Annotated in this window: 26 protein-coding genes and 2 other annotated features; of the genes, 25 read left to right on the top strand and 1 reads right to left on the bottom strand. The window is 44.9% G+C overall.

Translation table 11 applies throughout. The features are described from left to right. The first annotated feature begins 10 nt into the window (after positions 1 to 10). The 16 genes from AC4EHK_RS10905 (at position 11) to AC4EHK_RS10830 (ending at position 16,968) form a co-directional block, all read left to right on the top strand. Entirely contained in the window at positions 11 to 1,228 is a 1,218-nt protein-coding gene (locus tag AC4EHK_RS10905) for a carboxylate--amine ligase (RefSeq protein WP_490978806.1), read from the top strand. Positions 1,229 to 1,399: 171 nt separating this feature from the next. Next, the gene (hflK, locus tag AC4EHK_RS10900) at positions 1,400 to 2,371 is read left to right on the top strand and encodes an FtsH protease activity modulator HflK (RefSeq protein ID WP_490978805.1); all 972 of its coding nucleotides are present in this window, start codon (positions 1,400 to 1,402) and stop codon (positions 2,369 to 2,371) included. Next, entirely contained in the window at positions 2,371 to 3,342 is a 972-nt protein-coding gene (hflC, locus tag AC4EHK_RS10895; RefSeq protein WP_490978804.1) for a protease modulator HflC, read from the top strand. The genes hflK and hflC overlap by 1 nt, the downstream gene beginning before the upstream one ends. 64 nt (positions 3,343 to 3,406) lie before the next feature. Further along, complete coding sequence (gene polA / locus AC4EHK_RS10890) at positions 3,407 to 6,043, top strand: DNA polymerase I (RefSeq protein WP_490978803.1); 2,637 nt, start codon at positions 3,407 to 3,409, stop codon at positions 6,041 to 6,043. A gap of 15 nt (positions 6,044 to 6,058) precedes the next feature. Next, entirely contained in the window at positions 6,059 to 6,928 is an 870-nt protein-coding gene (mutM, locus tag AC4EHK_RS10885) for a bifunctional DNA-formamidopyrimidine glycosylase/DNA-(apurinic or apyrimidinic site) lyase (RefSeq protein WP_490978802.1), read from the top strand. Between the two features lie 9 nt (positions 6,929 to 6,937). After that, positions 6,938 to 7,543 (top strand): dephospho-CoA kinase, encoded by a 606-nt coding sequence (coaE, locus tag AC4EHK_RS10880; RefSeq protein ID WP_490978801.1) that lies wholly within the window; start codon positions 6,938 to 6,940, stop codon positions 7,541 to 7,543. 102 nt (positions 7,544 to 7,645) lie between these two features. Next, positions 7,646 to 8,665 (top strand): glyceraldehyde-3-phosphate dehydrogenase, encoded by a 1,020-nt coding sequence (locus AC4EHK_RS10875; RefSeq protein WP_490978800.1) that lies wholly within the window; start codon positions 7,646 to 7,648, stop codon positions 8,663 to 8,665. A 316-nt stretch (positions 8,666 to 8,981) separates the two neighbouring features. Then, entirely contained in the window at positions 8,982 to 9,365 is a 384-nt protein-coding gene (gene speD / locus AC4EHK_RS10870) for an adenosylmethionine decarboxylase (RefSeq protein ID WP_308788453.1), read from the top strand. A 114-nt stretch (positions 9,366 to 9,479) separates the two neighbouring features. Next, positions 9,480 to 9,956 (top strand): transcriptional regulator NrdR, encoded by a 477-nt coding sequence (gene nrdR / locus AC4EHK_RS10865; protein WP_006831136.1) that lies wholly within the window; start codon positions 9,480 to 9,482, stop codon positions 9,954 to 9,956. Positions 9,957 to 9,967: 11 nt separating this feature from the next. After that, positions 9,968 to 11,338 carry a replication initiation and membrane attachment family protein gene (locus AC4EHK_RS10860; RefSeq protein ID WP_490978799.1) on the top strand — a complete coding sequence of 457 codons (1,371 nt, stop codon included), beginning with the start codon at positions 9,968 to 9,970 and terminating at the stop codon, positions 11,336 to 11,338. Continuing rightward, the gene (gene dnaI, locus AC4EHK_RS10855) at positions 11,339 to 12,274 is read left to right on the top strand and encodes a primosomal protein DnaI (protein WP_490978798.1); all 936 of its coding nucleotides are present in this window, start codon (positions 11,339 to 11,341) and stop codon (positions 12,272 to 12,274) included. 606 nt (positions 12,275 to 12,880) lie between these two features. Beyond that, a complete protein-coding gene (gene thrS / locus AC4EHK_RS10850) occupies positions 12,881 to 14,809 on the top strand; it encodes a threonine--tRNA ligase (RefSeq protein WP_490978797.1) in 1,929 nt (642 codons plus the stop codon). 57 nt (positions 14,810 to 14,866) lie between these two features. Continuing rightward, positions 14,867 to 15,007: a sequence feature (ribosomal protein L20 leader region), on the top strand. An 83-nt stretch (positions 15,008 to 15,090) separates the two neighbouring features. Continuing rightward, entirely contained in the window at positions 15,091 to 15,597 is a 507-nt protein-coding gene (gene infC / locus AC4EHK_RS10845; protein WP_215098906.1) for a translation initiation factor IF-3, read from the top strand. Positions 15,598 to 15,624: 27 nt separating this feature from the next. Next, positions 15,625 to 15,825 carry a 50S ribosomal protein L35 gene (rpmI, locus tag AC4EHK_RS10840; protein WP_006831131.1) on the top strand — a complete coding sequence of 67 codons (201 nt, stop codon included), beginning with the start codon at positions 15,625 to 15,627 and terminating at the stop codon, positions 15,823 to 15,825. A gap of 130 nt (positions 15,826 to 15,955) precedes the next feature. Beyond that, positions 15,956 to 16,315 carry a 50S ribosomal protein L20 gene (gene rplT, locus AC4EHK_RS10835; protein ID WP_490978796.1) on the top strand — a complete coding sequence of 120 codons (360 nt, stop codon included), beginning with the start codon at positions 15,956 to 15,958 and terminating at the stop codon, positions 16,313 to 16,315. A gap of 374 nt (positions 16,316 to 16,689) precedes the next feature. After that, a complete protein-coding gene (locus AC4EHK_RS10830; RefSeq protein WP_490978795.1) occupies positions 16,690 to 16,968 on the top strand; it encodes a DUF1294 domain-containing protein in 279 nt (92 codons plus the stop codon). A 3-nt stretch (positions 16,969 to 16,971) separates the two neighbouring features. Here the strand turns inward: AC4EHK_RS10830 and AC4EHK_RS10825 are convergent, their stop codons facing one another. Next, entirely contained in the window at positions 16,972 to 17,364 is a 393-nt protein-coding gene (locus AC4EHK_RS10825) for a sigma-w pathway protein ysdB (protein ID WP_490978794.1), read from the bottom strand. A 96-nt stretch (positions 17,365 to 17,460) separates the two neighbouring features. Between AC4EHK_RS10825 and AC4EHK_RS10820 the strand changes: the two genes are divergently transcribed. From AC4EHK_RS10820 to pheT, 9 genes are all read left to right on the top strand, one after another. After that, positions 17,461 to 17,946: a dUTP diphosphatase gene (locus AC4EHK_RS10820; protein WP_490978793.1), complete on the top strand. Its 486-nt coding sequence runs from the start codon at positions 17,461 to 17,463 to the stop codon at positions 17,944 to 17,946. Positions 17,947 to 18,022: 76 nt separating this feature from the next. Then, the gene (locus AC4EHK_RS10815; RefSeq protein ID WP_490978792.1) at positions 18,023 to 19,111 is read left to right on the top strand and encodes a M42 family metallopeptidase; all 1,089 of its coding nucleotides are present in this window, start codon (positions 18,023 to 18,025) and stop codon (positions 19,109 to 19,111) included. Positions 19,112 to 19,435: 324 nt separating this feature from the next. Next, positions 19,436 to 20,395, top strand: coding sequence for a nuclease-related domain-containing protein (locus AC4EHK_RS10810; RefSeq protein ID WP_490978791.1), 960 nt, complete (start codon positions 19,436 to 19,438; stop codon positions 20,393 to 20,395). Between the two features lie 224 nt (positions 20,396 to 20,619). Beyond that, positions 20,620 to 20,832 carry a helix-turn-helix transcriptional regulator gene (locus tag AC4EHK_RS10805; protein WP_490978790.1) on the top strand — a complete coding sequence of 71 codons (213 nt, stop codon included), beginning with the start codon at positions 20,620 to 20,622 and terminating at the stop codon, positions 20,830 to 20,832. Beyond that, positions 20,822 to 21,322 (top strand): hypothetical protein, encoded by a 501-nt coding sequence (locus AC4EHK_RS10800; RefSeq protein WP_490978789.1) that lies wholly within the window; start codon positions 20,822 to 20,824, stop codon positions 21,320 to 21,322. The genes AC4EHK_RS10805 and AC4EHK_RS10800 overlap by 11 nt, the downstream gene beginning before the upstream one ends. Then, positions 21,319 to 21,768: a small multi-drug export protein gene (locus AC4EHK_RS10795; RefSeq protein ID WP_490978788.1), complete on the top strand. Its 450-nt coding sequence runs from the start codon at positions 21,319 to 21,321 to the stop codon at positions 21,766 to 21,768. Before AC4EHK_RS10800 ends, AC4EHK_RS10795 begins: the two co-directional genes overlap by 4 nt. A 133-nt stretch (positions 21,769 to 21,901) precedes the next feature. After that, positions 21,902 to 22,669 (top strand): TrmH family RNA methyltransferase, encoded by a 768-nt coding sequence (locus AC4EHK_RS10790; RefSeq protein WP_490978787.1) that lies wholly within the window; start codon positions 21,902 to 21,904, stop codon positions 22,667 to 22,669. Between the two features lie 45 nt (positions 22,670 to 22,714). Continuing rightward, positions 22,715 to 22,942 (top strand) — a binding site (T-box leader). 38 nt (positions 22,943 to 22,980) lie between these two features. Continuing rightward, the gene (pheS, locus tag AC4EHK_RS10785; protein ID WP_490978786.1) at positions 22,981 to 24,018 is read left to right on the top strand and encodes a phenylalanine--tRNA ligase subunit alpha; all 1,038 of its coding nucleotides are present in this window, start codon (positions 22,981 to 22,983) and stop codon (positions 24,016 to 24,018) included. A gap of 14 nt (positions 24,019 to 24,032) precedes the next feature. Next, the gene (gene pheT, locus AC4EHK_RS10780) at positions 24,033 to 26,432 is read left to right on the top strand and encodes a phenylalanine--tRNA ligase subunit beta (protein WP_490978785.1); all 2,400 of its coding nucleotides are present in this window, start codon (positions 24,033 to 24,035) and stop codon (positions 26,430 to 26,432) included. Positions 26,433 to 26,476 lie beyond the last annotated feature (44 nt).

Here is a 26,476-nt window from a genome sequence, read left to right as displayed (position 1 = left end):
GGAGGAAAGCATGGAAACTAAACACCCATTTTTGCCAATTATAATCGGTACAGATATGAATGCCTACAACATGGCCATTTCTTTTCACGAAGCATATGGCATCAAACCCATTTTAATCGGTAAAGAGCATTTATCATTTACTTCACTCAGCACAATCACTGAAACCATTGAGCTGCGCTCTGGTCTTACTGACGATGCGCAATTTGCAGATATTTTAATCGATATCGCACATAAATACAGAGCACCTGGCAAAACCCTGCTGCTAATTGGGACCAATGATCTTTATGTTCGCCTGATTATTGAAAATGCTAAAATTCTGCGCGAGCATTATGTTTTTAATTATATTAATGAAGATTTGATGAATCAGCTGCAGGTTAAATCGAATTTTTATGAGCTTTGCAAAGTGCATGGCATCGAAACGCCAACGACATTTTTCTACGACTGCAATTCATCGGCGCCATTCGAAGAAGAAATGATGTTCCCGGTGATCATTAAGCCAAGCAACGGCATCGAGTACAGCCGAAACAAGTTCGAAGGGCAGCAAAAAGTCTATAAAGTCGAAAGCCCGAAAGAAATGCACAACGTGATTCAGCAAATCAAAGGCGGCGGATACCGCGACGAATTGATCATCCAGGATTATATTCCAGGAGACGATACCTTTATGTGGGATTCCGTCATTTATGCCAATTCAAAAGGCAAAACGCAGCTGGTGACATTTGCACAAGTGGTCCTGCAGGAACATACTGTTACAGCAATCGGCAATTATACTGCATTGATTACCCGTTTTGACAAAGAGATGATGGTCAAACTGCAGAACTTTCTTGAAGCAGTGGGCTATAAAGGATTTGCGAATTTCGATTTAAAATACGATGCGCGCGATAACAAGTTCAAAGTTTTTGAAGTGAATATTCGCCAAGGCCGCTCAAGTTATTATGTTACAGCTCTTGGGCACAACATGGCGGAGTATTTTGTTGACGATCTTATTTATCAAACAGATAAACCGGTAACCTATTTGAATGAAGACTTTTTGTTTACCGTCGTACCAAAGGCAGTGTTGCGCAATTTTGTCAGTAACAAAGCAGTGCTGAAAGACATCAAGCGCTTGATCAAAAAAGGCCAATACGGCAATCCGCTGTTCTACAAGCAAGATAAGCACTTAAAACGCAAAGTTTATCTGCTGGCACGCCAAGTAAACTATTATAAAAAATACAAAAATAATCAATGGTAAATTTACAGAACCTTAACACTGTCTTCATACTCGGGTGTTAAAGTTAAATAGAACCCCCTTCAACCGCATGATTTGAAAAAGAGCCCCTTCCCCGGGCTCTTTTTCTTTTTTTATGAAACTATTTCACTATTATTCCGTATTATGGGTAATAGAAAAAAAGGGGGACGTACCATGACGACAAAAAAATTATTGATGGTGATTGGTTTGTCTATTGCCGGAATTTTACTGCTCATCGCAGTGTTTACTTCTTGGTATACAGTAGATGAATCCGAACAAGCAGTTATTGTCACCTTTGGTGTAGCCAATGAAACCGTCACAGAAGCCGGCTTGCATTTTAAGATGCCGTGGCCGATACAGCAAGCAGAGGTTCTGTCAAAAGAAACCTATAGCCTGCAATTCGGTTATAACCAGAACGAAGAAGGCGAAATTGTTGCCTTTGATAAGGAAACCAAAATGATTACCGGTGATGAAAATATTGTTCTCACTGACTTGGTGGTCCAATGGAAAATTACCGACCCTAAAAAATACCTCTTCAACGCAGAAGTACCACAAGATATTTTACACGATGCCACATCGGCATCTATCCGCTCAATTATCGGCAGTTCGTTAATTGATGATGCACTGACTTCCGGTAAAGCGGAAATTGAGGCTGAAACGCGTGATTTGCTTGCTTCGCTGATCGATAAATACGACATTGGCATTACGGTTCTGGCAGTCAAACTGCAGGATGTTGAACTGCCAAATGAGGAAGTAAGGGCGGCATTCACCAATGTGACCGATGCGCGGGAAACGATGAATACGAAAATTAATGAAGCGAATAAATACGAAAACCAAAAGCGCAATGAAGCATTGGGTGAAAAAGCTGCCATTAATTCGCGTGCTGAAGGAGAGAAAGTATCACGTGTCCAACAGGCGACAGGAGATGTTGCACTTTTTGATAAGCTTTATGTAGAGTATGAAACCAATCCAGAAGTCACCAAACAGCGAATCATCATGGAAACCTTAGAATCGGTCTTGCCGAATGCTAAATTGTACATCATGAATGATGAAGGCGGCACGATGAAATACCTTCCACTTGATGGTTTGCAAACAGCCGTTCCACCAGCGGCAGAAGCTGAAACAGATGAAGGGGGTGGCAACTGATGGAACCGAATAAACCCTCAGAAGAAGTAAAGAAATACAATCCATACGAAAGACCGAAAAAGAAAAAAGAGCCGAAAGATCCCATCAATTATAAAAAATACTGGAAATTGATTGTTGGACTGGTTGTGATTTTTGCAGCGCTGCTGATTGTTTTGACAAGTGTGTATGTAGTAAAGGAAAATGAGTACCGCGTCGTGCGGCAGTTTGGTGAAGTGGTAAAAATCCAGGAAGAGCCAGGCATCAAAATGAAAATTCCATTTATCCAGAGTGTTACAACCTTGCCGAATTACCAAATGACGTATGATGTGTCAGAAGCAGAAATCAACACGAAAGATAAAAAGCGCATCATTATCGACAATTATGCTGTCTGGCATGTTGTGAATCCGCTTGAACTCATTTCCAATGCTGGAACAATCGTTAATGCCGAGTCCCGGATGGAAGAGTTTATTTATTCTGTTGTACGAACAGAGCTTGGACAGCTAAATTATGAAGAAATCATCAACGATGAAAACTCTTCCCGAGGCAGTTTAAACGATAGCGTCACGGCAAAAGTCAATGAGCTGTTGGAAAAAGACCAATATGGCATTCGGGTGCTTGATGTCCGCATCAAGCGAACAGATTTGCCAGAAGAAAACGAGCAATCTGTTTACACCCGAATGATTTCCGAGCGTGATTCCACAGCTCAGGACTATTTGTCTCAAGGAGATGCGAAAAAACGAGAAATTGAAGCGCAGGCTGACCGGGAAGCACAAGAAGTTATTGCGACTGCCCGTAAAGAAGCGGCGTTGATTCAAGCGGAAGGCGAATCAGAAGCGGCAAAAATCTACAACGATTCATTCTCAAAAGATCCGGAGTTCTACGAGCTTTACCGTTCGTTGGAATCCTACAAAAAAACAATTGGGGATGACACGGTTATTATTTTGCCGTCTGATTCTCCATATGCGGATATCCTATCTGGTAATTTCGAATAAGGCTGTGCCGTCATTTCTCTTCTATTTGCCCGCGTGGTAAAATAAAGGGAATGACGGCTTTTTTATGGAGAGGGGTAATTTTGTGGCAAAGAAAATACTTTTATTAGATGGAAACAGTTTGGCGTACCGGGCGTTTTTTGCCTTGCCGCTGCTGACCAATGAAAACGGCATTCACACGAATGCGGTATACGGATTTACCATGATGCTTCAACGAATATTGGAAGAAGAAAAGCCTACACATATGATCGTGGCTTTCGATGCGGGTAAAACCACGTTCCGGCATAAAACATTCAGCGAATATAAAGGCGGACGACAGAAAACGCCGCCTGAACTGTCGGAGCAATTTCCTTATTTGAAAAAACTGATTGATGCGTACCGGATCAAACGCTACGAATTGGAAAATTACGAAGCAGATGACATTATCGGTACCTTGAGTTTGGAAGCAGAGCGGGAAGGCGACGAAGTCGTGGTCATTTCAGGAGATAAAGATTTGACGCAATTGGCTTCGCCTTCAACGACGGTATACATTACGCGAAAAGGCATTACCGATATTGAAAAATACACAGTCGAGCACATCAAAGAAAAATATGGCCTGACACCCGACCAGATTATTGACATGAAAGGGTTGATGGGAGACGCCTCTGATAATATCCCAGGAGTTCCTGGAGTAGGTGAAAAAACGGCACTGAAGCTATTGGCAGCCCATGGTTCTGTTGAAGGAGTCTACGAGGCTATTGATCAGCAAAAAGGCAAGATGAAAGAAAAGCTGGTGGCCAATGAAGACCTTGCTTACATCTCCAAACAGCTGGCGACAATTGAACGCAATGCGCCAATCGAAATCAACATCGAAGAATTGAGCTATGACGGACCGGATCAGGACGAATTGGTCAAAGTTTGGAACGAACTGGCGTTTAAATCGTTATTGGAAAAAATGGAGTACACGGCTGAAGAAACTGTCAAAGAAGAATTGACGTTCGAAGTTGTGACAAACATTGATTCAGCCATATTAAAAGACGAGATGGCTGTCCACTTGGAACTGTACGATGAACATTATCACAGCTGTGATTTGCTTGGGGTGTCATTGGCAACCGAAACGGAAACGTATGTAATACCGATGGACGTTGTTGAGCATTCAGTAGAATTCCGCAATTGGTTCAAGGATCCTTCCAAGAAAAAATTCATGGCAGATTCCAAAGCAGCAACTGCAGCCTTTTTGCGTGTTGGAATTGAATTGAAGGGCGTCGACTTTGACTTGATGCTGGGCGCGTATATCGTTAATCCATCGCTTACATACACAGATATGGCGAGCATTGTGCAGGAGTATGGCTATGCAGATGTGTCCACAAACGAGCAAGTATACGGCAAAGGCGCGAAAAAGAAAGTGCCGGAGGATGCCATTCTCCACGAGCATATTGCCAGAAAAGCACGCACCATTTGGAAAGTGCGCCCACTGGTCATGGAAAAACTCGAAGACAATGAGCAATTCGATTTATACGATAAATTAGAACTTCCTTTAGCGACTGTACTCGGCCAAATGGAATCGCTCGGTGTCATGGTCGACCGCAACCAATTATCTGAAATGGGCAAAGAGCTGTCCCATAAGCTGGAGAAAATCGAGTCGGATATTCACAGTTTGGCTGGGCAGGAATTCAATATCAATTCACCTAAGCAATTGGGTGTCGTGTTATTTGAAAACTTGGGATTGCCAGCTTTAAAGAAAACCAAAACCGGCTACTCAACAGCAGCCGACGTTTTAGAAAAGTTGGAAGGGCAGCACGAAATCATTTCGCATATCTTGCTGTACCGCCAACTGGGCAAACTATTGTCTACTTATATAGAAGGTTTATTGAAAGAAATCCACAAGGATGGCAAAGTTCATACCCGTTTCCAACAGGCTCTAACAACGACTGGCCGGCTTAGTTCGACGAACCCGAACTTGCAGAACATTCCGGTGCGCCTCGAAGAAGGACGCAAAATCCGTAAAGCTTTTGTTCCCTCAGAACCTGGCTGGGTGATGGTCGCAGCCGATTATTCCCAGATCGAGTTGCGCGTTTTGGCAGATATGTCGGAAGATGAGCGCCTTGTGCAAGCTTTTAAAGACGATCGTGATATCCATACGACAACAGCGAGCGATGTGTTCCACGTGCCTGCAGAACAAGTGACAGGAGATATGCGCAGAGCGGCAAAAGCAGTTAACTTTGGAATTGTCTACGGCATCAGCGATTACGGACTGTCTCAAAATTTGAACATTACGCGAAAAGAAGCCGCGGCATTTATCGACCGTTATTTTGCCAGCTTCCCAGGCGTCAAAACCTATATGACGACCATCGTGGCCGATGCCAAACGCGACGGCTTTGTCACGACCTTAATGAACCGCCGGCGCTATTTGCCGGACATTACCAGCTCCAATTTTAATTTACGCAGCTTTGCTGAACGAACAGCAATGAATACGCCGATTCAGGGCAGCGCCGCAGACATCATCAAAAAAGCGATGATTGACATGGACGCAGCGTTGGAACGCGAAGACATGCAAACGCGCATGCTGCTGCAAGTGCACGATGAATTGATTTTTGAAGCGCCGCCAGAAGAATTGGATAAACTGATGAAATTGGTGCCAGAAGTGATGGAGAATGCAGTGAAATTGAGCGTTCCATTAAAAGTGGACATCGCACATGGTGACACTTGGTACGATACTAAATGACAGGAGGGCTTAGATATGCCTGAACTTCCAGAAGTGGAAGGCGTTGTTCGGCAAATCCGCCCTGTGTCCATTGGGAAAAAAATTGAGGCAGTAGCGGTTTCAGATACGATTCGCCTGTCGAAAACAAATGGCAAGGAAGCGATCATCAAACGGATGGAAGCTGACGGGTTTATCGAAAGCCTGGTCGGTGCACAAATCATCCGTGTCGAGCGGCGCAGCAAATATATTTATTTTACATTGAGAAACGACAATGAGTTTTTATTAGTGAACCATTTAGGAATGTCCGGAGCCTGGTTTTATGTTGACCAGCTCCAGTCGATTCCAGAGGATAAATTCCGGCGCCACGTTCATGTTGTCCTCACCTTAAGTGACGGGAACCTGCTGGCATTTTCTGATATTCGCCGTTTTGGGGAGATGCGGGTATTGCGCGAGGAAGCGGACTTTCCACCTTTACTGCTAATGGCGCCTGAACCTTTTGAAACGGTTGCGCTTGATCATTTTCTGGTGATGGCAGAAAGCTCGAAGTACAAAAACAAAGCGATTAAAGAAGTGATCATGGACGGACAAGTCATTTCTGGCTGCGGCAACATTTACGCAACAGAAGCCCTGTTTAAAATGAAAATTCATCCGAAGCGGTCAGCTGGACGTATCAGCAAAAAACGCAAAGTAGAATTGTTTGATACAGTTGTCGCCATTTTGCTGGAAAGCATCGAAGCAGGAGGCAGCACCATATCGGATTACCGTAACATTAACGGCGAATCGGGCAGCATGCAAAATCGCTTTGGCATGTACGGAAAAAAACAATGTGCGGTTTGCGGCACCGCAACAAAAACAGTGAAAATCGGCGGTCGGGCTTCTGTTTATTGCCCAACCTGCCAGAAATGAGGAAGGCTGATGATCATTGGTTTAACAGGAAGTATTGCCAGCGGAAAAAGTACGGTATCCGAAATGCTGAAAACACTAGGCTACCCAATTGTTGATGCGGATCTAGTAGCTCGTTTAGTTGTAGAACCCGGATCCGAAACCCTGTCGCAAATTGCGCAGGCGTTCGGGCCTGAGGTAATCAAAGAAGACGGAACAATGGACCGGGCGAAGGTAGGACAAATTATCTTTAACGATCCGGCAAGCCGGAAAATCCTAAATGATATTATACATCCGGCCATTCGCCAGGAAATGCTGCGGCAGCGAGAAGAGTTTATAATGCAAGGGTTTAAGACCATTATTATGGACATTCCGCTATTATTCGAAAGCCGGCTCCAGCATTTTGTCGATAAAATTCTAGTCGTTAGCGTCACAGAAGAAAATCAGTTTGACCGCTTAGTGAAACGGAATGGCTTTACTGAGCAGGAAGCACGGGCGCGCATCAGTTCACAGTTGCCTATGTCGGTAAAAGAGGACGGCGCAGATGCCGTTATCTACAACAATGGCACGCTTGAAGAAACCAAAGCACAACTGACTCGGATTTTGGAAAATTGGCAGGCAAGTTCTGAAAAAGAATAAAAGATATCCTGGCTTTAAGGTTCTCTAAATAGTTAATTGTGTTATACTATATAAGAAATTAAAAATATGAGTATAACTTAATTATAAACGGAGGACTCCTACATGACAGTTTCGATTGCAATTAACGGATTTGGCCGTATTGGCCGTATGGTTTTCAGACAGGCGATAATGATGGATGACGTTACAATTGCGGCAGTCAATGCCACTTATCCGACTGAAACCCTTGCGCATTTGATTAAGTATGACACAAATCACGGAACCTTTGCGGGTGACGTATCTTCAGAAGAAGATGCATTAATTGTGAACGGGAAACGAGTTCAGTTAGTAAGCGAACGAGATCCATTAAATTTGCCATGGAGAGAAATGGGCATTGATATTGTCATCGAAGCAACAGGGAAGTTCAATTCTCGCGACAAAGCGGCTTTGCATTTAGAAGCAGGTGCAAAAAAAGTCATATTGACAGCACCTGGAAAAAAAGAAGACATCACTATTGTGATGGGTGTAAATGAAGACCAGTTGGATATTGACAAGCATGACATCATTTCCAATGCCAGCTGCACAACAAATTGCTTGGCGCCAGTCGTGAAAGTGCTGCATGACAAATTTGGCATTGAAAACGGCTTGATGACGACTATACATTCGTATACAAATGATCAGCAAAATTTGGACAATCCGCACAAAGACCTTCGTCGTGCACGCTCATGTGCCCAATCCATCATTCCGACATCGACGGGTGCTGCGAAAGCGCTATCATTAGTAATTCCTGAATTGCAGGGCAAACTGCACGGCATGGCTTTGCGTGTGCCAACGCCGAATGTCTCGCTAGTTGACTTGGTTGTTGATTTGGAATCAGATGTAACAATTGCAGAAGTCAATCAGGCATTCGAGGAAGCTTCAAGAGATGGGCTGGAAGGAATCTTAAGCTTGACGATGGAGCCGCTTGTGTCTGTGGATTTTAACAGCAATCCGCAATCTGCTATAGTTGATGGATTATCGACCATGGTAATTGGCAAACGCAAAGTAAAAGTTCTGGCTTGGTACGATAACGAATGGGGATATTCGGCCCGCGTAATTGATTTAACGAAAAAGGTTGCAAATGCTTTAATACTGGTGTCCAAATAAGGCTACACACCCCGTTTCTCTACTTTTTATTGGAGAAACGGGTTTTTTTATGGAAAATTTATTGAAAAAATTTCAAGATTAATAAGATATTATTATTGCATTTACAATAAATACGTTTTATACTATGAATCGTAGTTGAAAAACAGCTACCACTTCTGAATTTCCATCATGTATTTCGGAATTAGGAGCGTAAGATTTTTTATTCACATGACTGCTTAAAGGGTTAGGACCTCTTTGGACTAACTTTCCCCCGTGGTAGTCAACTTTGAATATTTTGCGCAAAAAACAAAATGATATCAAAGGGGGAAAACGAACCATGGAAACAATGGGACGTCACGTAATTGCAGAACTTTGGCAGTGTGATTTTGACAAATTAAACGATATGGATTTTATCGAACAAACTTTTGTTGATGCAGCACTCAAATCTGGAGCTGAAGTAAGAGAGGTCGCTTTTCATAAATTCGCACCACAAGGTGTCAGCGGAGTTGTGATTATTTCAGAATCTCACTTAACGATTCACAGTTTCCCAGAACACGGCTACGCCAGTGTAGATGTTTACACTTGCGGCGACTTAGATCCAACAGTAGCAGCGAAGTATATCGCAGAAGCGCTCGGGTCAACCTCAAGCGAACTTGTCGAAATTCCGCGCGGTATGGGTCCAGTCAGTGTTGGAAAATCCAAAGTTTCAGTAACAGCATAATCCATTTAACAAAAAACACGAAAGCAGGGGATAAAATCCTCTGCTTTTTCTATTTTCCCAATGAATTTTTGTTATACTAGATACACTAGATAGAGAAGTTAGGGAGATGTCGAAATGAAATGTCCAGCTTGCCAACATAACGGCACACGTGTTGTCGATTCGCGGCCTATAGATGAAATGAAATCAATCAGAAGGCGCAGAGAATGTGAATCGTGTGGATATCGCTTTACCACTTTTGAGAAAGTGGAAGAGATGCCGCTGATTGTCGTCAAAAAAGACGGCTCACGTGAAGAGTTCAGCCGTGAAAAAGTTTTGCGTGGCTTGATTCGTGCATGCGAAAAGCGGCCGGTTTCTCTTGAAGCATTGGAAGAAGTGGTTTTTACCATCGAGAAAGACCTTCGCCGGGCAGGCAATCCAGAAGTGAAATCTGAAGAAGTCGGAGAGCTGGTGATGAACCGGTTGGCAGCAATTGATGAAGTGGCTTATGTCCGTTTTGCTTCTGTTTATCGCCAGTTTAAAGACATCACGGTGTTTATCGACGAGCTGAAGGATTTGCTGAACAAAAGTCCGGAAGACAAGAAAATCGACTAAGGCGGTGACTTATGACTGCATATTACAAAGAATTGCAGCCTGCCGATTCCTATCGAATCCGTCTGCCTTATCCATTTTCGAATTATGACCGTCAGCTGCTGACGCTGCTCTATCAGCCGATGATTGGAGCGGAAGCCACCGCGCTTTATTTAACGCTATGGGCTGAAGGAGAAGCATCTGGTGATGAGTCGACCCATTACACATTAATGAACACGTTGGGAAATCCCATTTCGAAAATTTTTGAAGCGAGAATTCAATTGGAAGCGATTGGGCTGCTAAAGACTTACCGAAAAAACAAGGACAACCGCTGTTTTATCTATGAACTTTGTCCGCCTTTGGATCCGAAAACTTTTTTTATGGATCCATTGCTGTCAATGTTCCTGTTCAGCAAAATTGGAGAACCGTCGTATCGCCGAGTTCGAGATCGCTTTCTGATCCAGTCAGAAATTCCGTCTGATTTTGAAGAAGTATCACGCACGTTCACCGATATTTTTCAGCCGGTTCATGCGAAAGCCGGATATCCATCCGGCAAGCAGGATTTACAGGAACGGAAAAGGGGAGCTTATGAAGCAGATGCGGAATTCGATTTTGCTTTGCTTCGCCAGGGGCTTTCAGAACAGCTGGTGCCGAAGCGCGTACTGACAGCTACCATTAAAGATTTTATTTCCAAACTGGCTTACCTTTACAGTTGGGGACCTTTGGAAATGCAAAAAGTAATCTTGTTGGCCATTGAAGACGATTATAATTTGACAGTAGAAGGCTTGAAAAAATCAGCTTCTGAATACTATAAGCTAACAGTTTCTACTACAGCGCCTCAGCTTGTCCAAGTGCACAAGGAAGCTCCCAAGCTAACCGAAGAAGCACCGAAAACCAAGCAAGATGAACTATTGGTCTATTTGGAGACGGCACCACCGATTCAAGTACTGCGTGACATTGCGGATGGCAATGAACCGCTGCCTGCCGATGTCCAGCTCGCCAACCAATTGGTCGTTACCCATGGCATGAAGCCAGCTGTTGTGAATGTTTTGTTGCAATATGTCCTGTTGCGCACTGACATGAAGCTGACAAAAGCGTATGTCGAAAAAATTGCGTCTCACTGGCTACGTAAAAATGTCACGACTGCCAAAGAAGCAATGGAGCTGGCGCGTGTCGAACATACCCAATACATGAAGTGGAAGTCAGAAGGTTCGCCTACAACTGTGGCCAAACCATTTACCGGCAACGGAAACCGCAAACCGGTGCGTGAAGAAAAACTGCCGGAATGGTTCCATAAAAAAGATGAAGTACCAGCTGCTAAAGCAGAACCGAGAAACGAAAGCCTGGAAGTGGAAAAGCAAAAACTTCTCGCAAAACTTGCGCTGAAGAAAGGAAAAGGTGGTTAAATGGAACCGATTCGCGAAACACTGAAACGTGTGGTCAATGCGCCTGCTTTTTCTGAGCGGTACAGCGAGATGCGCAAAGAAGTGATGGAACACCCTGGGGTTCAAAAATTTCTGGAAAACCATGCCGATGAAATCAATGCGCCGACAATAGATAGAGGACTCCACAAGTTGTATGAGTATATCGATCAATCCCACGACTGCAATAAATGCCCAAACTTGGGCGCTTGCATCAACCACTTGAAAGGCTTTGAACCCAATTTGGTCTTAGAGCGGGGAACTATCGGTATTTCCTATACGAAATGCCGCCTAAAAGAAACAAGTGACAACAAACGCCACGCCTCTTCATTGATCCACAGCATGTACATGCCAAAAGAAGTCATGCAAGCAACACTTGACGGGTTTGATTTGGATGACAGCCGTATGGAAGCATTCCGCGCTGTCGGTAACTTTTTAGATCAGGCAACCGGTCCCGACAACTTGCCTGAAAAAGGCTTATACCTTTACGGGCAATTTGGTATTGGCAAATCATATTTGCTGAGCGCTGTCGCTAATGAGCTTGCTGAGATCAATGTTAAATCGGTGCTGGTATTCGTTCCGGAATTTATGCGAGAAATGAAGCAGGCAATCGGTGACCAGACACTGCAGGAAAAAGTTGACTATGTCAAGAAGGCTGATGTCCTGATGCTTGATGATATTGGAGCTGAAGCGATGTCGAGTTGGACTCGTGACGAGGTGCTGGGCACGATTCTCCATTACCGGATGTCTGAAAAGTTACCGACCTTCATGTCGTCGAATTTCAGCTATTCCGAGCTGGAATATCACCTAACCTATTCACAGCGCGGCGAGAAAGAAGATTTGAAAGCTGCACGCATCATGGAACGGATCCGGGCGTTGACCAATCCGGTTAAGCTTGACGGCCGCAACCGACGAAATTAACCGCAAGGCTATTGCATTATCCAGTATTTCGGTTTATAGTAAAAACAATCGAACCAAGATTTTACATGCCTTGACAAGGACATGAGCGGATTTGTACGACTTTTAGAGAGAGAAGCCTTGGCTGCAAGCTTCTTAAGTACCGGCAATCCCGCTTACCCCCTTCGAGCAGCAGCTGTGAACAGTCTCCTCAGTAACAGCTGACGGAACCGGCCCGTTAGCCGATGCAGAGCTTCGTTTAAAACGGAATGTCCGTTTTGAATAGAAGAAGGGTGGAACCGCGAGCTAAAGCTTCGTCCCTTTGGGATGGGGCTTTTTTGTGTGGGAAAAAAGAAAAGCGGAAGCGGCCATATAGAGGAACGTAAGCTAAAGGCGCGACTTCCTGTCGCAACGCTTACATGATCCGCATCCTGCGGACCTCCGACAGGCGTAAGACAGACCGGCAATGTGGCGTTCTTTGCCACATAGTCGGGTTGGCTTATGACCCGAGAACCTGGCCGCTTCAGCTGGACAATGAAAAGCGGAAGCGGCCGCAAAAAAAAGGAAATGCCAAGCCAGACCCTGTGGCATAAGTATTTTCACCAGATTTAACTAAAAGGAGAGATTGGCATGGCAGACATGATTCAACTAAAATTCCCTGATGGAGCGGTAAAAGAGTTCGAACAGGGTACAACTACTGAAGAGATCGCACAATCCATCAGCCCGGGGCTACGCAAAAAAGCGTTGGCCGGCAAAGTGAGCGGCCAGTTGGTCGATTTGCGCGCACCGTTAAAAGAAGATGGGGAAATTGCCATCATCACGCCAGATTCCGATGAAGCATTGGAAGTATTGCGTCACAGTACTGCGCACTTATTGGCGCAGGCAATCAAACGGATGTATCCAGACGCCAAATTGGGTGTTGGTCCGGTTATCGAAAACGGCTTTTACTACGATATCGACACAGAGTCTTCGATTACTTCAGAAGATTTGCCGCTGATTGAAAAAGAAATGAAGAAAATCATCAATGAAAACGTCGAGATCATTCGCTTAGACGTAACACGTGCAGAAGCACAAGAGCGTTTTGCGGCAATCGAAGATCCGTATAAATTAGAGTTGCTTGAAGCGATTCCGGAAGATGACCAGGTGTCGATTTATGAGCAGGGCGACTTTTTTGACCTATGCCGAGGCATCCATGTCCCATCGACTGGAAAATTAAAAGAATTTAAATTACTAAGTGTGGCCGGTGCCTATTGGAGAGGAAACAGCGACAACAAAATGCTTCAGCGCATTTATGGAACTGCCTTTTTCAATAAAGAAGATTTGAAAGCTCATCTGGCTATGCTGGAAGAAGCGAAAGAACGCGACCACCGCAAAATCGGCAAAGAACTGGATTTATTCATGAATTCCCAGAAAGTTGGACAAGGCTTGCCGATGTGGCTGCCTAAAGGCGCAACAATTCGCCGCATCATTGAACGCTACATCGTCGACAAAGAAGAACGTTTGGGCTACGACCACGTCTACACTCCAGTAATGGGCAGTGTTGAATTGTATAAAACAAGCGGACATTGGGATCATTACCAAGAAGACATGTTCCCGGTTATGAAAATGGACAACGAAGAATTGGTTTTGCGTCCGATGAACTGCCCGCACCATATGATGATTTTCAAACAAGGTATTCATTCGTATCGCCAGCTGCCGATTCGCATTGCGGAGCTTGGATTGATGCACCGCTACGAAATGTCAGGTGCTTTATCCGGACTGCAGCGTGTCCGCGGGATGACGTTGAATGACGCCCACATTTTTGTCCGTCCCGACCAGATCAAAGAAGAGTTCAAACGTGTTGTGAATTTGGTAGTTGAAGTATACAAGGATTTCGACATCAAAGATTATTCATTCCGTTTGTCTTACCGCGACCCAGCGGATAAAGAAAAATACTTTGACGATGACGCCATGTGGAACCGTGCACAGGCGATGTTGAAAGAAGCGATGGATGAATTGGAAATCGATTACGTGGAAGTAGAAGGCGAAGCTGCATTTTACGGACCGAAAGTCGATGTTCAAGTGAAAACAGCTCTAGGCAAAGAAGAAACTTTGTCGACTGTCCAACTTGATTTCCTTTTGCCGGAGCGTTTTGACCTGTCGTATATCGGCGAAGACGGCAAACAGCACCGCCCGGTTGTTATTCACCGCGGAGTGGTTTCGACAATGGAACGTTTTGTGGCCTTCCTGATCGAAGAATACAAAGGAGCGTTCCCGACTTGGCTTGCGCCAGTTCAAGTGGAACTGATTCCGGTCTCGCTTGATGCGCACAGCGATTACACTAAAGAGCTGCAAGAAAAACTGCAATCACATAAGATCCGTGTGGATATTGACGAACGCGATGAAAAGCTCGGTTACAAGATTCGTGAAGCACAGATGCAAAAAGTGCCATACATGCTCGTCATCGGCGATAAGGAATTGGAAGATGGTTCTGTCAACGTCCGGAAGTACGGCGAACAAAAATCGGAAAGCATGCCTTTTGATGACTTCGTGAAACTGGTTCACAGCGAACTTCGCTAGAACGGTTGACAGCCTTTAGGGCACGTGATACTATGAATAAGGTTATAGAATACTTATATGTGCAAGCAGGAGCACCCGCTTCTCACCTGATCGACCGATTGTTGGCAGGTATACACGATTGACTTTTACACGCAGAAAGAAGCGTGTTGTCATATTTGCGGGTGGACCTCTGTGGTCCATCCGCTTTTGTTTTGATCGGAACCCTGTAAACCGGTTCGGCCGGTTCACACATCTAAGCTATTCGCGACACTATCCGGAGGTGGATTACTATTAGCAAAGACATTAATGTAAATGAAGGTATTCGTGCACGTGAGTTGCGAGTTATTGATCAAAACGGTGAACAACTTGGCATCAAAACACGGAACGAAGCACTTGAAATTGCAGCGCGTGTCAACCTGGATCTTGTTCTTGTGGCTCCTCAAGCTAAGCCGCCGGTCGCTCGTATCATGGACCACGGTAAATTCAAGTTTGAGCAACAGAAGAAAGATCGTGAAATCCGTAAAAATCAGAAAGTGATTATCGTCAAAGAAGTACGCTTAAGCCCTTCCATTGACGATCACGATTTCAACACGAAACTTCGCAATGCAATCAAGTTCCTTGAAAAAGGCGACAAAGTGAAAGCTTCTATTCGTTTTAAAGGCCGTGCGATTACGCACAAAGAAATCGGACAACGAGTTCTTGAACGTTTCGCAGAAGCGTGCAAAGAAGTTGCTACGGTTGAACAGCGCCCTAAAATGGATGGTCGCAGCATGTTCTTGATGCTTGCACCAGTCAACGAAAAAGAATAAGAGATCATTGTTTAGGAGGAATTCGAAATGCCGAAAATGAAAAGCCACAGCGGTGCGTCAAAACGTTTCAAAAAAACGGGTACTGGTAAAGTAAGACGCAACAGCTCACACACTAGCCACTTATTTGCAAACAAATCAACTAAGCAAAAGCGTAAACTTCGCAAAGGGAAACTTGTTTCTTCAGGCGACTTGAAGCGCATCAAATCATTAATTTATAACATGAAGTAAGAAAGTTATAAGCGTCCGCAGCGATTCGATCGACATAGCCGTTTTGGCTAGTGTTTCCAAGAATCTGGGCGTTAGCGTTTGAACAAGAACAAAAATCGAATTTTATATATTCAGCAGGAGGTAATGTGATATGCCACGCGTAAAAGGTGGAACAGTGACGCGCCAGCGTCGTAAAAAGGTCATTAAATTAGCAAAAGGTTATTATGGTGCAAAGCACATCCTTTTCAAAGTAGCAAACCAGCAGGTAATGAAGTCAGGTAACTATGCTTACCGTGACCGTCGCAACAAAAAACGTGATTTCCGCAGACTGTGGATCACACGTATCAACGCAGCAGCTCGCATGAACGACATTTCATACAGCCGTCTTATGCACGGATTGAAAGTTGCAGGCATCGACATCAACCGCAAAATGCTAGCTGAAATCGCTGTATCTGATGCAGCAGCATTCACAGCATTGGTTGACCAGGCTAAAAACGCAGCAACTAAGTAATAAAAGCGCAAGCGCCTGTTTAGGCCCGATAGGCTTAAGGCGGACCATCGAAGCGGCGCTTTTGCCGCACAGATGGGCTGACTTAAGACCCGACGGACTAGGCGCTGAAGCTGGATAGTAATAAAAGCGTAAATGACCGCTTTGCTCCGACAGGCATAAGATGAACTTCCGAAGTGGCGCTTTTTGCCGCACAGGAAGGGCAGCTTATGACCCGAGGAGCAGGTCATTGAAGGCTGGATAATAAAAGCGTAAGCGCCTGTCCAATGCAGTCCATAGACCTCACACAACTAGAAAGCTGCAATGCTCAGGCGTTTAGCGAAAAAATAAAAAGACTGACGAATTTTCGTCAGTCTTTTTTTATGGAGGAAAAACCTATGTTTTTGATTATTTTCGGCTATTTTACAGTGTTGACCGTCATGGCCTTTGTTATGATGAAAGTCGACAAACATCAAGCCCAGCACCGCGGCCAGCGAATTCCGGAAAAAAACTTGTGGACGGTAGCGATAGTTGGCGGCGGCATTGGTGCATATCTCGGCATGATGGCATTCCGCCACAAAACAAAACACACCAATTTTCGCATCGGTTTTCTGGTGTTGGCGATGCTTGATATTGCGATACTCATTTGGAGCTATCAAAAATTCTTTGGTGTTTAAGTTCTAAGTTTTTTCTTCTTGTTTCATTAAGCGTTCTATTGGATTTTTCCAGTTAATGCGGGCGTCCGGATAGTTCATCAAAATTTCTTTTTCGAGAAAGAGAAAATCTTCTTTTGTGAATCCCTGCAACTGGTCGGGGTTTTCCACCCAGACGAAAATGGAAACGACTTCGAACGAATTTTTAGTGGTGCCCAAGTATTTTTCTCCTTCAAACAACACACCGCGGAGCGCAATAAAAAAGTTTTTCTGCACATTTTTTACATCATCAAGAAAATAATAAGTTCCTGATTCAAGAGCGGCATCCAATTTTCGTTTCGGATCTACGATATAGCGGATCAATCGATAAAACAAGTAAATGATCAATGCCAGTACAATGAGGCGTATAAGAAAAGCCATTTGAATTACCTCCTAATTTACATAGTCCTACTGATAACTATACGAGTGAAAAGTAGTTTGGTTTCAAGATTTATTCTAATAAAAGGAGAGATTTTTATGAAGTTGCAGGAACTGTTTGAAATGCAGGCTGAACTGGATCGTTTTATCCAATCAAACCAAGAAATCAAGGAGGATGTTTTTCGCAGGAAAGGCCTGGCTTTATTAGTTGAATTGGCAGAACTTGCGAATGAAACCCGCTGTTTCAAATTTTGGAGCACAAAAGGCCCCTCCGAGCGTTCGGTTATTCTGGAGGAGTATGTCGATTCGATCCATTTCCTGTTGTCGCTTGGGATTGAAAAGAATTTGAATACATTGGAAATATGGCCGGAGCCTGTCGGTGAAAAAGACTTAACAGAGTTGTTCCTGCAGACTCAAAAAGCCATCCAGGAATTTCTGGAGGATTATTCAATGTCGAACTTTATGAATATCTGGAGTTGCTATGGAGGACTGGCAAAAGCATTGGACTTTAGCTACGATGAAGTACTTACAGCCTACATTCAAAAAAACAAAACCAATTATGATCGCCAAAATAACGGTTATTGATAAACGAATGTTTTGATAATTATCCGAGCTTCTATTATACTAAGTGAGCAGTTAAATTATTTAGGAGGTCGAAATAATGACAAACTTGGATGAAACTCAATTAATGTTAAAAGAATTGACAGATGCGAACGGCATTCCAGGAAACGAGCGCCAATCACGCGAAGTCATGAAAAAATACATAGCACCATTTGCCGATTCAGTTGAAACGGATAACTTAGGGAGCTTGATTGCGAAAAAAGAAGGTTTGGCTGACGGACCGAAGATTATGGTAGCCGGCCACTTGGACGAAGTCGGATTCATGATTTCCCAAATCGATGACAAAGGCTTCTTGAAGTTCCAAACAGTGGGCGGCTGGTGGTCGCAAGTTATGCTTGCTCAGCGAGTAACAATTACGACACGCAGCGGCAAGGAAATTACCGGGGTGATCGGTTCAAAACCGCCGCATATCCTGTCACCAGAAGCACGCAAAAAACCCGTTGAAATCAAAGACATGTTTATCGATATCGGTGCCTCATCACGCGATGAAGCAAAAGAATGGGGCGTTACGCCAGGGGATATGGTTACGCCGTATTTTGAATTCACGGTAATGAACAACGAAAAGCTCTTAATGGCAAAAGCCTGGGACAACCGTATTGGCTGTGCGATTGCGATTGATGTCCTAAAAGGATTAAAAGGCGTTGACCATCCGAACGTTGTTTACGGAGTCGGAACCGTACAGGAAGAAGTTGGGCTGCGTGGTGCCAAAACGGCAACTTCTCAAATTCAACCGGACATTGGTTTTGCGGTAGACGTGGGCATTGCCGGCGATACACCAGGAGTTACCAGCAAAGAGTCGAACAGTAAAATGGGCGACGGACCGCAATTGCTGCTGTTTGATGCATCCATGATTTCGCATCGCGGCTTGCGCGAGTTGGTTGTGGATACGGCTGAAGAAGCGGGCATCCCATACCAATTCGAAACAATTGCAGGCGGTGGAACGGACGCGGGGTCTATCCATTTGACGGCAAACGGCGTACCTGCCCTTGCTATCGGAGTGGCGACACGCTACATCCATTCACATGCAGGCATTCTGCATCGCGACGATTACGAGAACGCGGTCAAGCTGATCATTGAAGTGATTAAGAAGCTGGACAGAGATACAGTTACGCGCATTACATTCGAATAAATTTTGGAACCCTTTCGCTTTTTGCGAAAGGGTTTTTTAGTGGTCGCATCCGGTTCTGCAAACAAACCGGTGTATTATGCAAATAAAGTCGGGTATTCTGCAAACAAAATGAGATATCCCGCAAATAAAATAGGATATCACGCAATCAAATTGTCGGATGGCGCAAAAAAGCCTTTGAACTTTCGCTTTTCGCTGGCGAAAAGCATCCGTTCTAGGTTTTTTGGTTCTCAAAGAACTTGAAAAGCGATAAAAATCCAATAAATGTATTACAGAAAAGAGAAGTCTTTATTGCTATACTCTAAGCATTCGATAAGGAGGTGCTTAATGAACAAAAAAGAGATCGTTTTGCTGTCAGAAATAGAATCGTTGGAAAGGTTATTGTACCGGTTGCCCGAAAATCATCCGAAACGACCATTTCTTCAAGTCGAGCTTTACAGAAAGGCTGCTGGGATACGCGGAGAAAATCGTCTTGCCCGGAAGTTGGTCGAATTTCATCCAGAAGAAAACTACCGGTATCTGCGCAATATTTGCTTGTCGTTTGGCGAGTGGAAAGTGCAAATGGATGGACTGTTGCTGACCCAACGCGGTGCCATTATCATTGAATCCAAAAACATCAGCGGCCAGCTCCATTTCGATAATCCAACAGGCGAATTCTGGAGAACCGATTCCGAAGGTGTACGAACGGTGATGGAAGATCCGACGAGCCAATTGAACAAACACATTCGTTTCCTGACAAAATTTTTCAAACAACATAAAATTGAATTGCCTATTGAAGGCATCGTTGTTTTTACGTCCAAGCAATGTGAGTTTATGAGCAAACCCGCAACCCATCATGTATGCAAAACATATCAACTGATTGATCATCTTGTTGCGCTACTCCAGAGCTTTCCTCCAAAAATCGCCAACCACAATTTAACAAAAATTGAGAAACTCCTTCAGAAGTTTCATACTCCGTATAAACGACAACCTTTATGTCAGCTGTACTTAATCAATCCCGATGAATTGCAACCAGGAATTCTTTGTATAAACTGTAAAATGCTTAGTATGATACGCAAACCTAAAATAGGTTGGAAGTGTGAAAAATGTGAAACGGTGGATTCGTTTGCTTTTCAACAAACCGTCCAAGAATACTTTTCGTTGATTCATCCTCAACTCAATAATCGGCAGCTTCGGCAATTGTGCAAGCTGGACTCTCCTTATGCCGCTTCCCGTTTACTAGCGACCCTCGATCTGGAAAGTACGGGTTCATTGCGTAACCGGACGTACCACCTTAAAAAATACTAGCTTTTCGCCTTCGGGTGAAAAGCTTTTTTATGTGTTCTGCAAACAAACTGGCGTATTGCGCAAATAAAGTCGCGGATGCTGCAAACAACTCCTCTAATACTGCAAATAAACACTTATATTCTGCAAAAAAAACAAATTCATGTACACTATACTTGACCTAATGTTAATTATAGTGTACATTATGTTATATAAACCGAACATCACAAAACGAAAGGGTGAAGCGGATGCTCAGGAATCGTGTAAAAGAACTGCGAGCTCGCTATGGCTTGACGCAAAGTGATCTGGGAAAGCAAGTTGACGTCACACGCCAGACAATCGCATTTATCGAAAAAGGGGAATTTTCCCCTTCGATTACCTTGTCGCTGAAGTTGGCAAAGGCGCTGCAGACAAACGTCAATGAACTATTTTGGCTGGAGGAGGATGGCAATGAAAAATGATTTCCGCACACAGTATCCGTTGTGGATGATGGGATTTATAGTCGTTTTGGGGATGTTTGCCTACGGCATTAGTTCACCGGCAACTGAAATAATCAACACAGATACCGAACAAAGCATTATGATTGAACTTGAACCAGTCGCCGGATTTTTTGTGATTGGTTCGGTTATCCTTTATATTGTGATGATGGTAACGTTTGTATCCCAATTGCTGCGCCACAACAAAAAAAATCCATCTCAAAAAGTTTCGCCTTTCTCCATCCGTCCGCTTGAATATTTGGAGCAGGATGAAGGGATGACCTATATCACCCGAAAAGCGTCTCAAAAAGTTTATACGTTTATGTCTTGGAGTTTGCCGCTGCTTGCAGTGCTTGCGATGATAACGCCTTTGCCGCGCTTGTTTATCGTGTGGGGAATATTGCTGGTCGCCTTAATCCAATACGTGATTTATTACTTGGAAATCCGAAAACACCTCAAGGAGGAAATTGAATGATTTATGAATATTTTTTAATCTTTTTAGGAGCTGCCATCCCGTGGTTCGAAATCGCATTGGTAATTCCACTGGGCATAATTTGGGGACTGTCGCCGGTATGGGTGATGGTGGTCGCTTTTGTCGGCAACATGCTCACGGTGCTGGCCTTGATTGTCGGTTTTGACCGCTTCCAACTTTGGTACAACAAACGCCAGGAGGCAAAAGGCAAAACGGTTTCGAAAAAAAGCGAACGTGCCAAGCAGATCTGGAACAAATACGGTTTGCCGGGACTGGCGATGCTGGGCCCGATTTTGATCGGAACACATATCGCTGCATTTATTGGCATGACTTTGGGTGCCACAAAAAAGAACACGACCGTTTGGCTGACAATCAGTATTGCGGTTTGGTCAGTGGCATTTGGCGTCTTGACTGCACTTGGTTTTGATTTCTTCACGAAGGAAATCTAAGCTGTGTCCAGACTCCAGCGCCCAGCCCTTCGAGTCGCTTCAGCCTTTCCAGCGCTTGTCGGGGCTAGATGGGCGCTTCCGCTTTTCTGTATGCTATACTGGAACTATTCTGAAATAAAGGCGTGATCCTGCAATGAAAAGAATTGAATCAAACCAAAACTCACTCGTCAAGCATTGGAAAAAGCTTGGAACGACCCGGAAAGAGCGCGACAAATTTGCGGAATTTCTGGTGGAAGGCTTTCATTTGACGGAAGAGGCTTTAAAGAAAAAAGAACTTATTAAATCGTTGATCATCCGTGAAGGGGTAGAGATTCCAGCAGACTGGGACGTTGACGGAGTTCCTCAATATTCCGTAACAGCTGGAGTTGCCAAGGAGATTTCGGAAACCGAGCACACGCAAGGAATTTTCGCGCATTGTGCACAACCTGAGTTCACGGATGACGAACAACAGACCTGGACCAAGCTGCTGATGATCGATGCAGTACAAGATCCGGGCAACATCGGTACGATGATCCGCACAGCATCAGCGAGCGGCATTGATGCCGTAATCTTGGGCAAAGGCTGCGCCGATCCGTTCAACCCGAAAACCGTCCGTTCGGCGCAAGGGTCGCATTTTCAGATTCCGGTTGTCAAAGGGGAACTGATCGATTGGACCGCACAAGCGAAAGCAAGCGGTATCCAAATCTTCGGAACGGCGCTGCAAAACTCGACGCCAGTTCACGAAGCCGAGACACACGAACAGTTTGCGCTGATTGTCGGCAACGAAGGCAGCGGCGTCGATCCGGTATTGCTGCAGCAAACAGACCAGAATTTGATGGTGCCGCTATACGGCAGCGCAGAATCGCTGAATGTGGCAGTGGCTACAGGCATTTTGCTATACAGCCTGGTGCCAAAAAACTAAGTTTGATAAAACCTTTGAACTTTCGTATAATAAGGAAGTAAATAAGTAAAAGCGAAGATCGGGAAAAGTACGTTGCGCCCTTACATCACAGAGATTCTGCACCTTGACTGGAAGTGTGGATATGTAAACGCCTCAGAAGTTCACCCCGCGAGCTGCCTGACGGGACCAGCAGAAATGCTGTAAAGACAGGCCGGTGAAGAGCCGTTATGTAAATGAGTGATTGCTGTAAGGCGATAACTAGGGTGGTACCGCGAATAATGCCTCGTCCCTTTTCTGGGACGGGGCTTTTTACTGTCTAAGGAGGAGAAAAAATGGAAGCACAATTGCAGGAATTGAAAACACAGGCACTGGATAAGATCTCCGCAGCATCAACAGTTAAAGAGTTGAATGACGTGCGAGTGGCTTATTTGGGCAAAAAAGGACCGATTACGGATTTATTGAAAGGCATGGGCAAACTGCCGGCTGAAGAACGTCCAAAAATGGGCGCTTTGGTCAATGTGGTGCGCGAAGAAGTAACAACTGAGCTTGAAGGCCGCATGGTCATTCTGGAAGAAGAAGCAATCAACCTGAAGCTGCAAAGCGAAACAATCGACATCACGTTGCCGGGCCGTCCCGTTAAAACGGGCAACCCGCATCCGTTAACGCGTGTAGTGGAAGAAATCGAAGACTTGTTTATCTCGATGGGCTACCAAGTTGCGGAAGGTCCGGAAGTGGAAAAAGATTATTATAACTTTGAAGCATTGAACTTGCCGAAAGGCCATCCAGCTCGTGATATGCAGGATTCCTTCTATATAACAGAAGATATTTTGTTGCGTACGCATACATCACCGGTTCAAGCACGGACGATGGAAGCAAAAGGCGGAGAACCAATCAAAATCATCTGCCCGGGCAAAGTGTATCGCCGCGACAGCGATGATGCGACGCATTCGCATCAGTTCACGCAAATTGAAGGATTGGTCATCGGAGAAGATATCCGCATGAGCGACTTGAAAGGGACGCTGTCCGTATTCGCCAAGAAAATGTTCGGCGACGACCGCGAAATTCGTCTTCGCCCAAGCTTTTTCCCATTCACGGAGCCTTCTGTCGAAATGGATATTTCTTGCTTTAAATGTGGCGGCAGCGGCTGCAACGTTTGCAAGAAAACAGGCTGGATTGAAATTTTGGGTGCTGGAATGGTGCATCCGAATGTTCTTGAAATGGCCGGCTACGATTCGAAACGCCTGACTGGATTCGCTTTCGGCATGGGGCCGGAACGAATCGCTATGCTTAAATACGGCGTCGAAGATATCCGTCATTTCTATACGAACGATGTCCGCTTTTTATCCCAATTTCAACGTACAGAACTTTAAGGAGGAACTAACACATGCTCGTATCCATTAACTGGTTAAAAGACTATGTAAATACACAACAATTGCCACCCGCTGAACTGGGTGAAAAAATAACGCGTTCCGGCATCGAAGTGGACGCAGTCATTGACCGCTCACACGGCATGACAAATATCGTCGTCGGTTATGTTGAATCTTGCGTTAAACATCCGGAAGCGGATAAGTTGTCCATCTGCCAAGTCAACGTTGGCGAAGAAACTACGCAAATCATTTGCGGCGCTCCAAACATTGCAGCCGGCCAAAAAGTCATTGTGGCACGTCCCGGAGCAACGCTTCCTGGTGACATCAAAATCAAAAAAGCCAAGCTTCGCGGAGAAGAATCAAACGGCATGATCTGCTCGCTACAGGAATTGGGCATTGAAAGCAAACTTGTGCCAAAAGCTTATGCGGAAGGCATATATGTATTGCCGGAAGATGCGGAAACCGGTTCTGACGTTCTGACAAACTTTGATTTGGACGATACCGTTCTGGAACTGGGCCTAACGCCAAACCGTGCAGATGCGATGAGCATGATCGGAGTCGCTTATGAAGTCGGTGCGATTCTTTCTGAAGACGTCAAATTGCCTGAAATCAGCTACACAGAAGCAACTGATACAGCAGCATCGATGCTGACATTGAATATTGATGCACCTGAAGCCAACCCGTTGTATGTAGCAAAAGTTGTCCGCAACATCAAAGTGCAGGAGTCGCCAATGTGGCTGCAGCAGCGTTTGATGGCAGCAGGCGTCCGTCCACACAATAACGTGGTCGATGTAACCAACTACATTTTGATGGAATACGGCCAGCCGCTTCACGCCTTTGATTACGATTTGCTGGGAACGGGCAATATTACCGTTCGCCACGCCAAGGAAGGCGAAATGATTACGACTTTGGACGATGTTGAACGCAAACTGTCCGGCCGCCAGTTGGTCATTACCAACGGCGATAAACCAGTGGCGATTGCCGGCGTGATGGGCGGTGCCAATTCGGAAGTCAGTGAAGCGACAACGACTGTTGTGATTGAATCTGCTTATTTCGAATCCGGTTCTGTCCGCCAAACTTCGAAAGACCACGGGCTTCGCAGTGATGCAAGTTCACGCTATGAAAAAGGTGTGGATCCAAACCGGGTCATCCCGGCTGCAGAACGTGCAGCGCAATTGCTATCTGAGCTTGCTGGCGGGGAAGTATTGGCTGGATCTGTAATGTTCGACGAATTGAATAAAGAAGAAAAAATCGTCAAAGTTTCTCCAGACTTCATTAATAGCCGCTTAGGGATGAAAATTTCTTTTGAAGACATGTGGGATATTCTGAACCGCTTGAAATTCACTACCGAAGCAGCAAACGGGCAACTGGTCATTTCTGTGCCGACACGCCGACAGGACATCCAGATTCCTGAAGACGTCATTGAAGAGATCGCTCGTCTGTATGGCTATGATGAAATCCCTGCAACTTTGCCGGAAGCAGAAACGACTCCCGGCGGTTTGACGCCTTACCAGGCAAAACGCCGCATTGTCCGCTCGCTTTTGGAAGGTGCTGGATTGCTTCAAGCAACGACGTATTCCCTGACTTCCGAGAAATCGGCGAAACAGTTTGCTTTGGAAGAAACAGAAACAACGCGTTTGCTGATGCCAATGAGCGAAGAGCGCAGCATCTTGCGCCAAAGCCTATTGCCCCATCTTTTGGAATCGGTCACCTACAACACAGCGAGAAGAATGGATTCGGTGGCTTTGTATGAAACCGGTTCGGTTTTCTTAAAAGGTGACGACGAGCTATTGAACGAGCAGGAACATTTGGCGGTGGCAATGACCGGCTTATGGCTCGACAACAGCTGGCAAGGCGAGAAAAAGCCAGTCGACTTTTTCGTGCTGAAAGGCATTGTGGAAACACTTGGCACGAAACTTGGCGTCCAGTTGACGTTCGAGCGCGGCCAAATGGACGATTTGCATCCAGGCAGAACAGCCTTCATTATGCATGATGGCCAACGCATCGGCGTAATTGGCCAGTTGCATCCATCGGAGCAAAAAGCACGCGACTTGAAAACGACAGTCGTTATGGAATTAAACCTGGCGGCGCTGTTAGATCTGGAGACAGAAGCTCTCGTCTACAAGCCAGTACCGCGCTACCCATCGATGTCACGTGACGTAGCATTAGTGCTTTCCAAAAATGTTGAAGCAGGAACGATTGAAACGGTTATCCGCAACGCTGGCGGCAAACTGTTGAAAGATGTCCGCGTATTCGACTTGTACGAAGGCGATAAAATGGAAGAAGGCAAAAAATCAGTCGCCTTCTCCTTGACTTACTTTGATCCTGAAAAAACATTGACGGATGAAGAAGTCATCAATGTGCATGAAAAAGTATTGGCAGCTTTGACGGAAGTCGGCGCTGAGTTGAGAAGCTAAAACACGATATAGAAAACCCATGAGAATTTTTTCTCATGGGTTTT

It is taken from the genome of Planococcus sp. TJ-307 (assembly GCF_058268435.1).
This window is presented reverse-complemented; position numbering and strand designations above follow the sequence as displayed.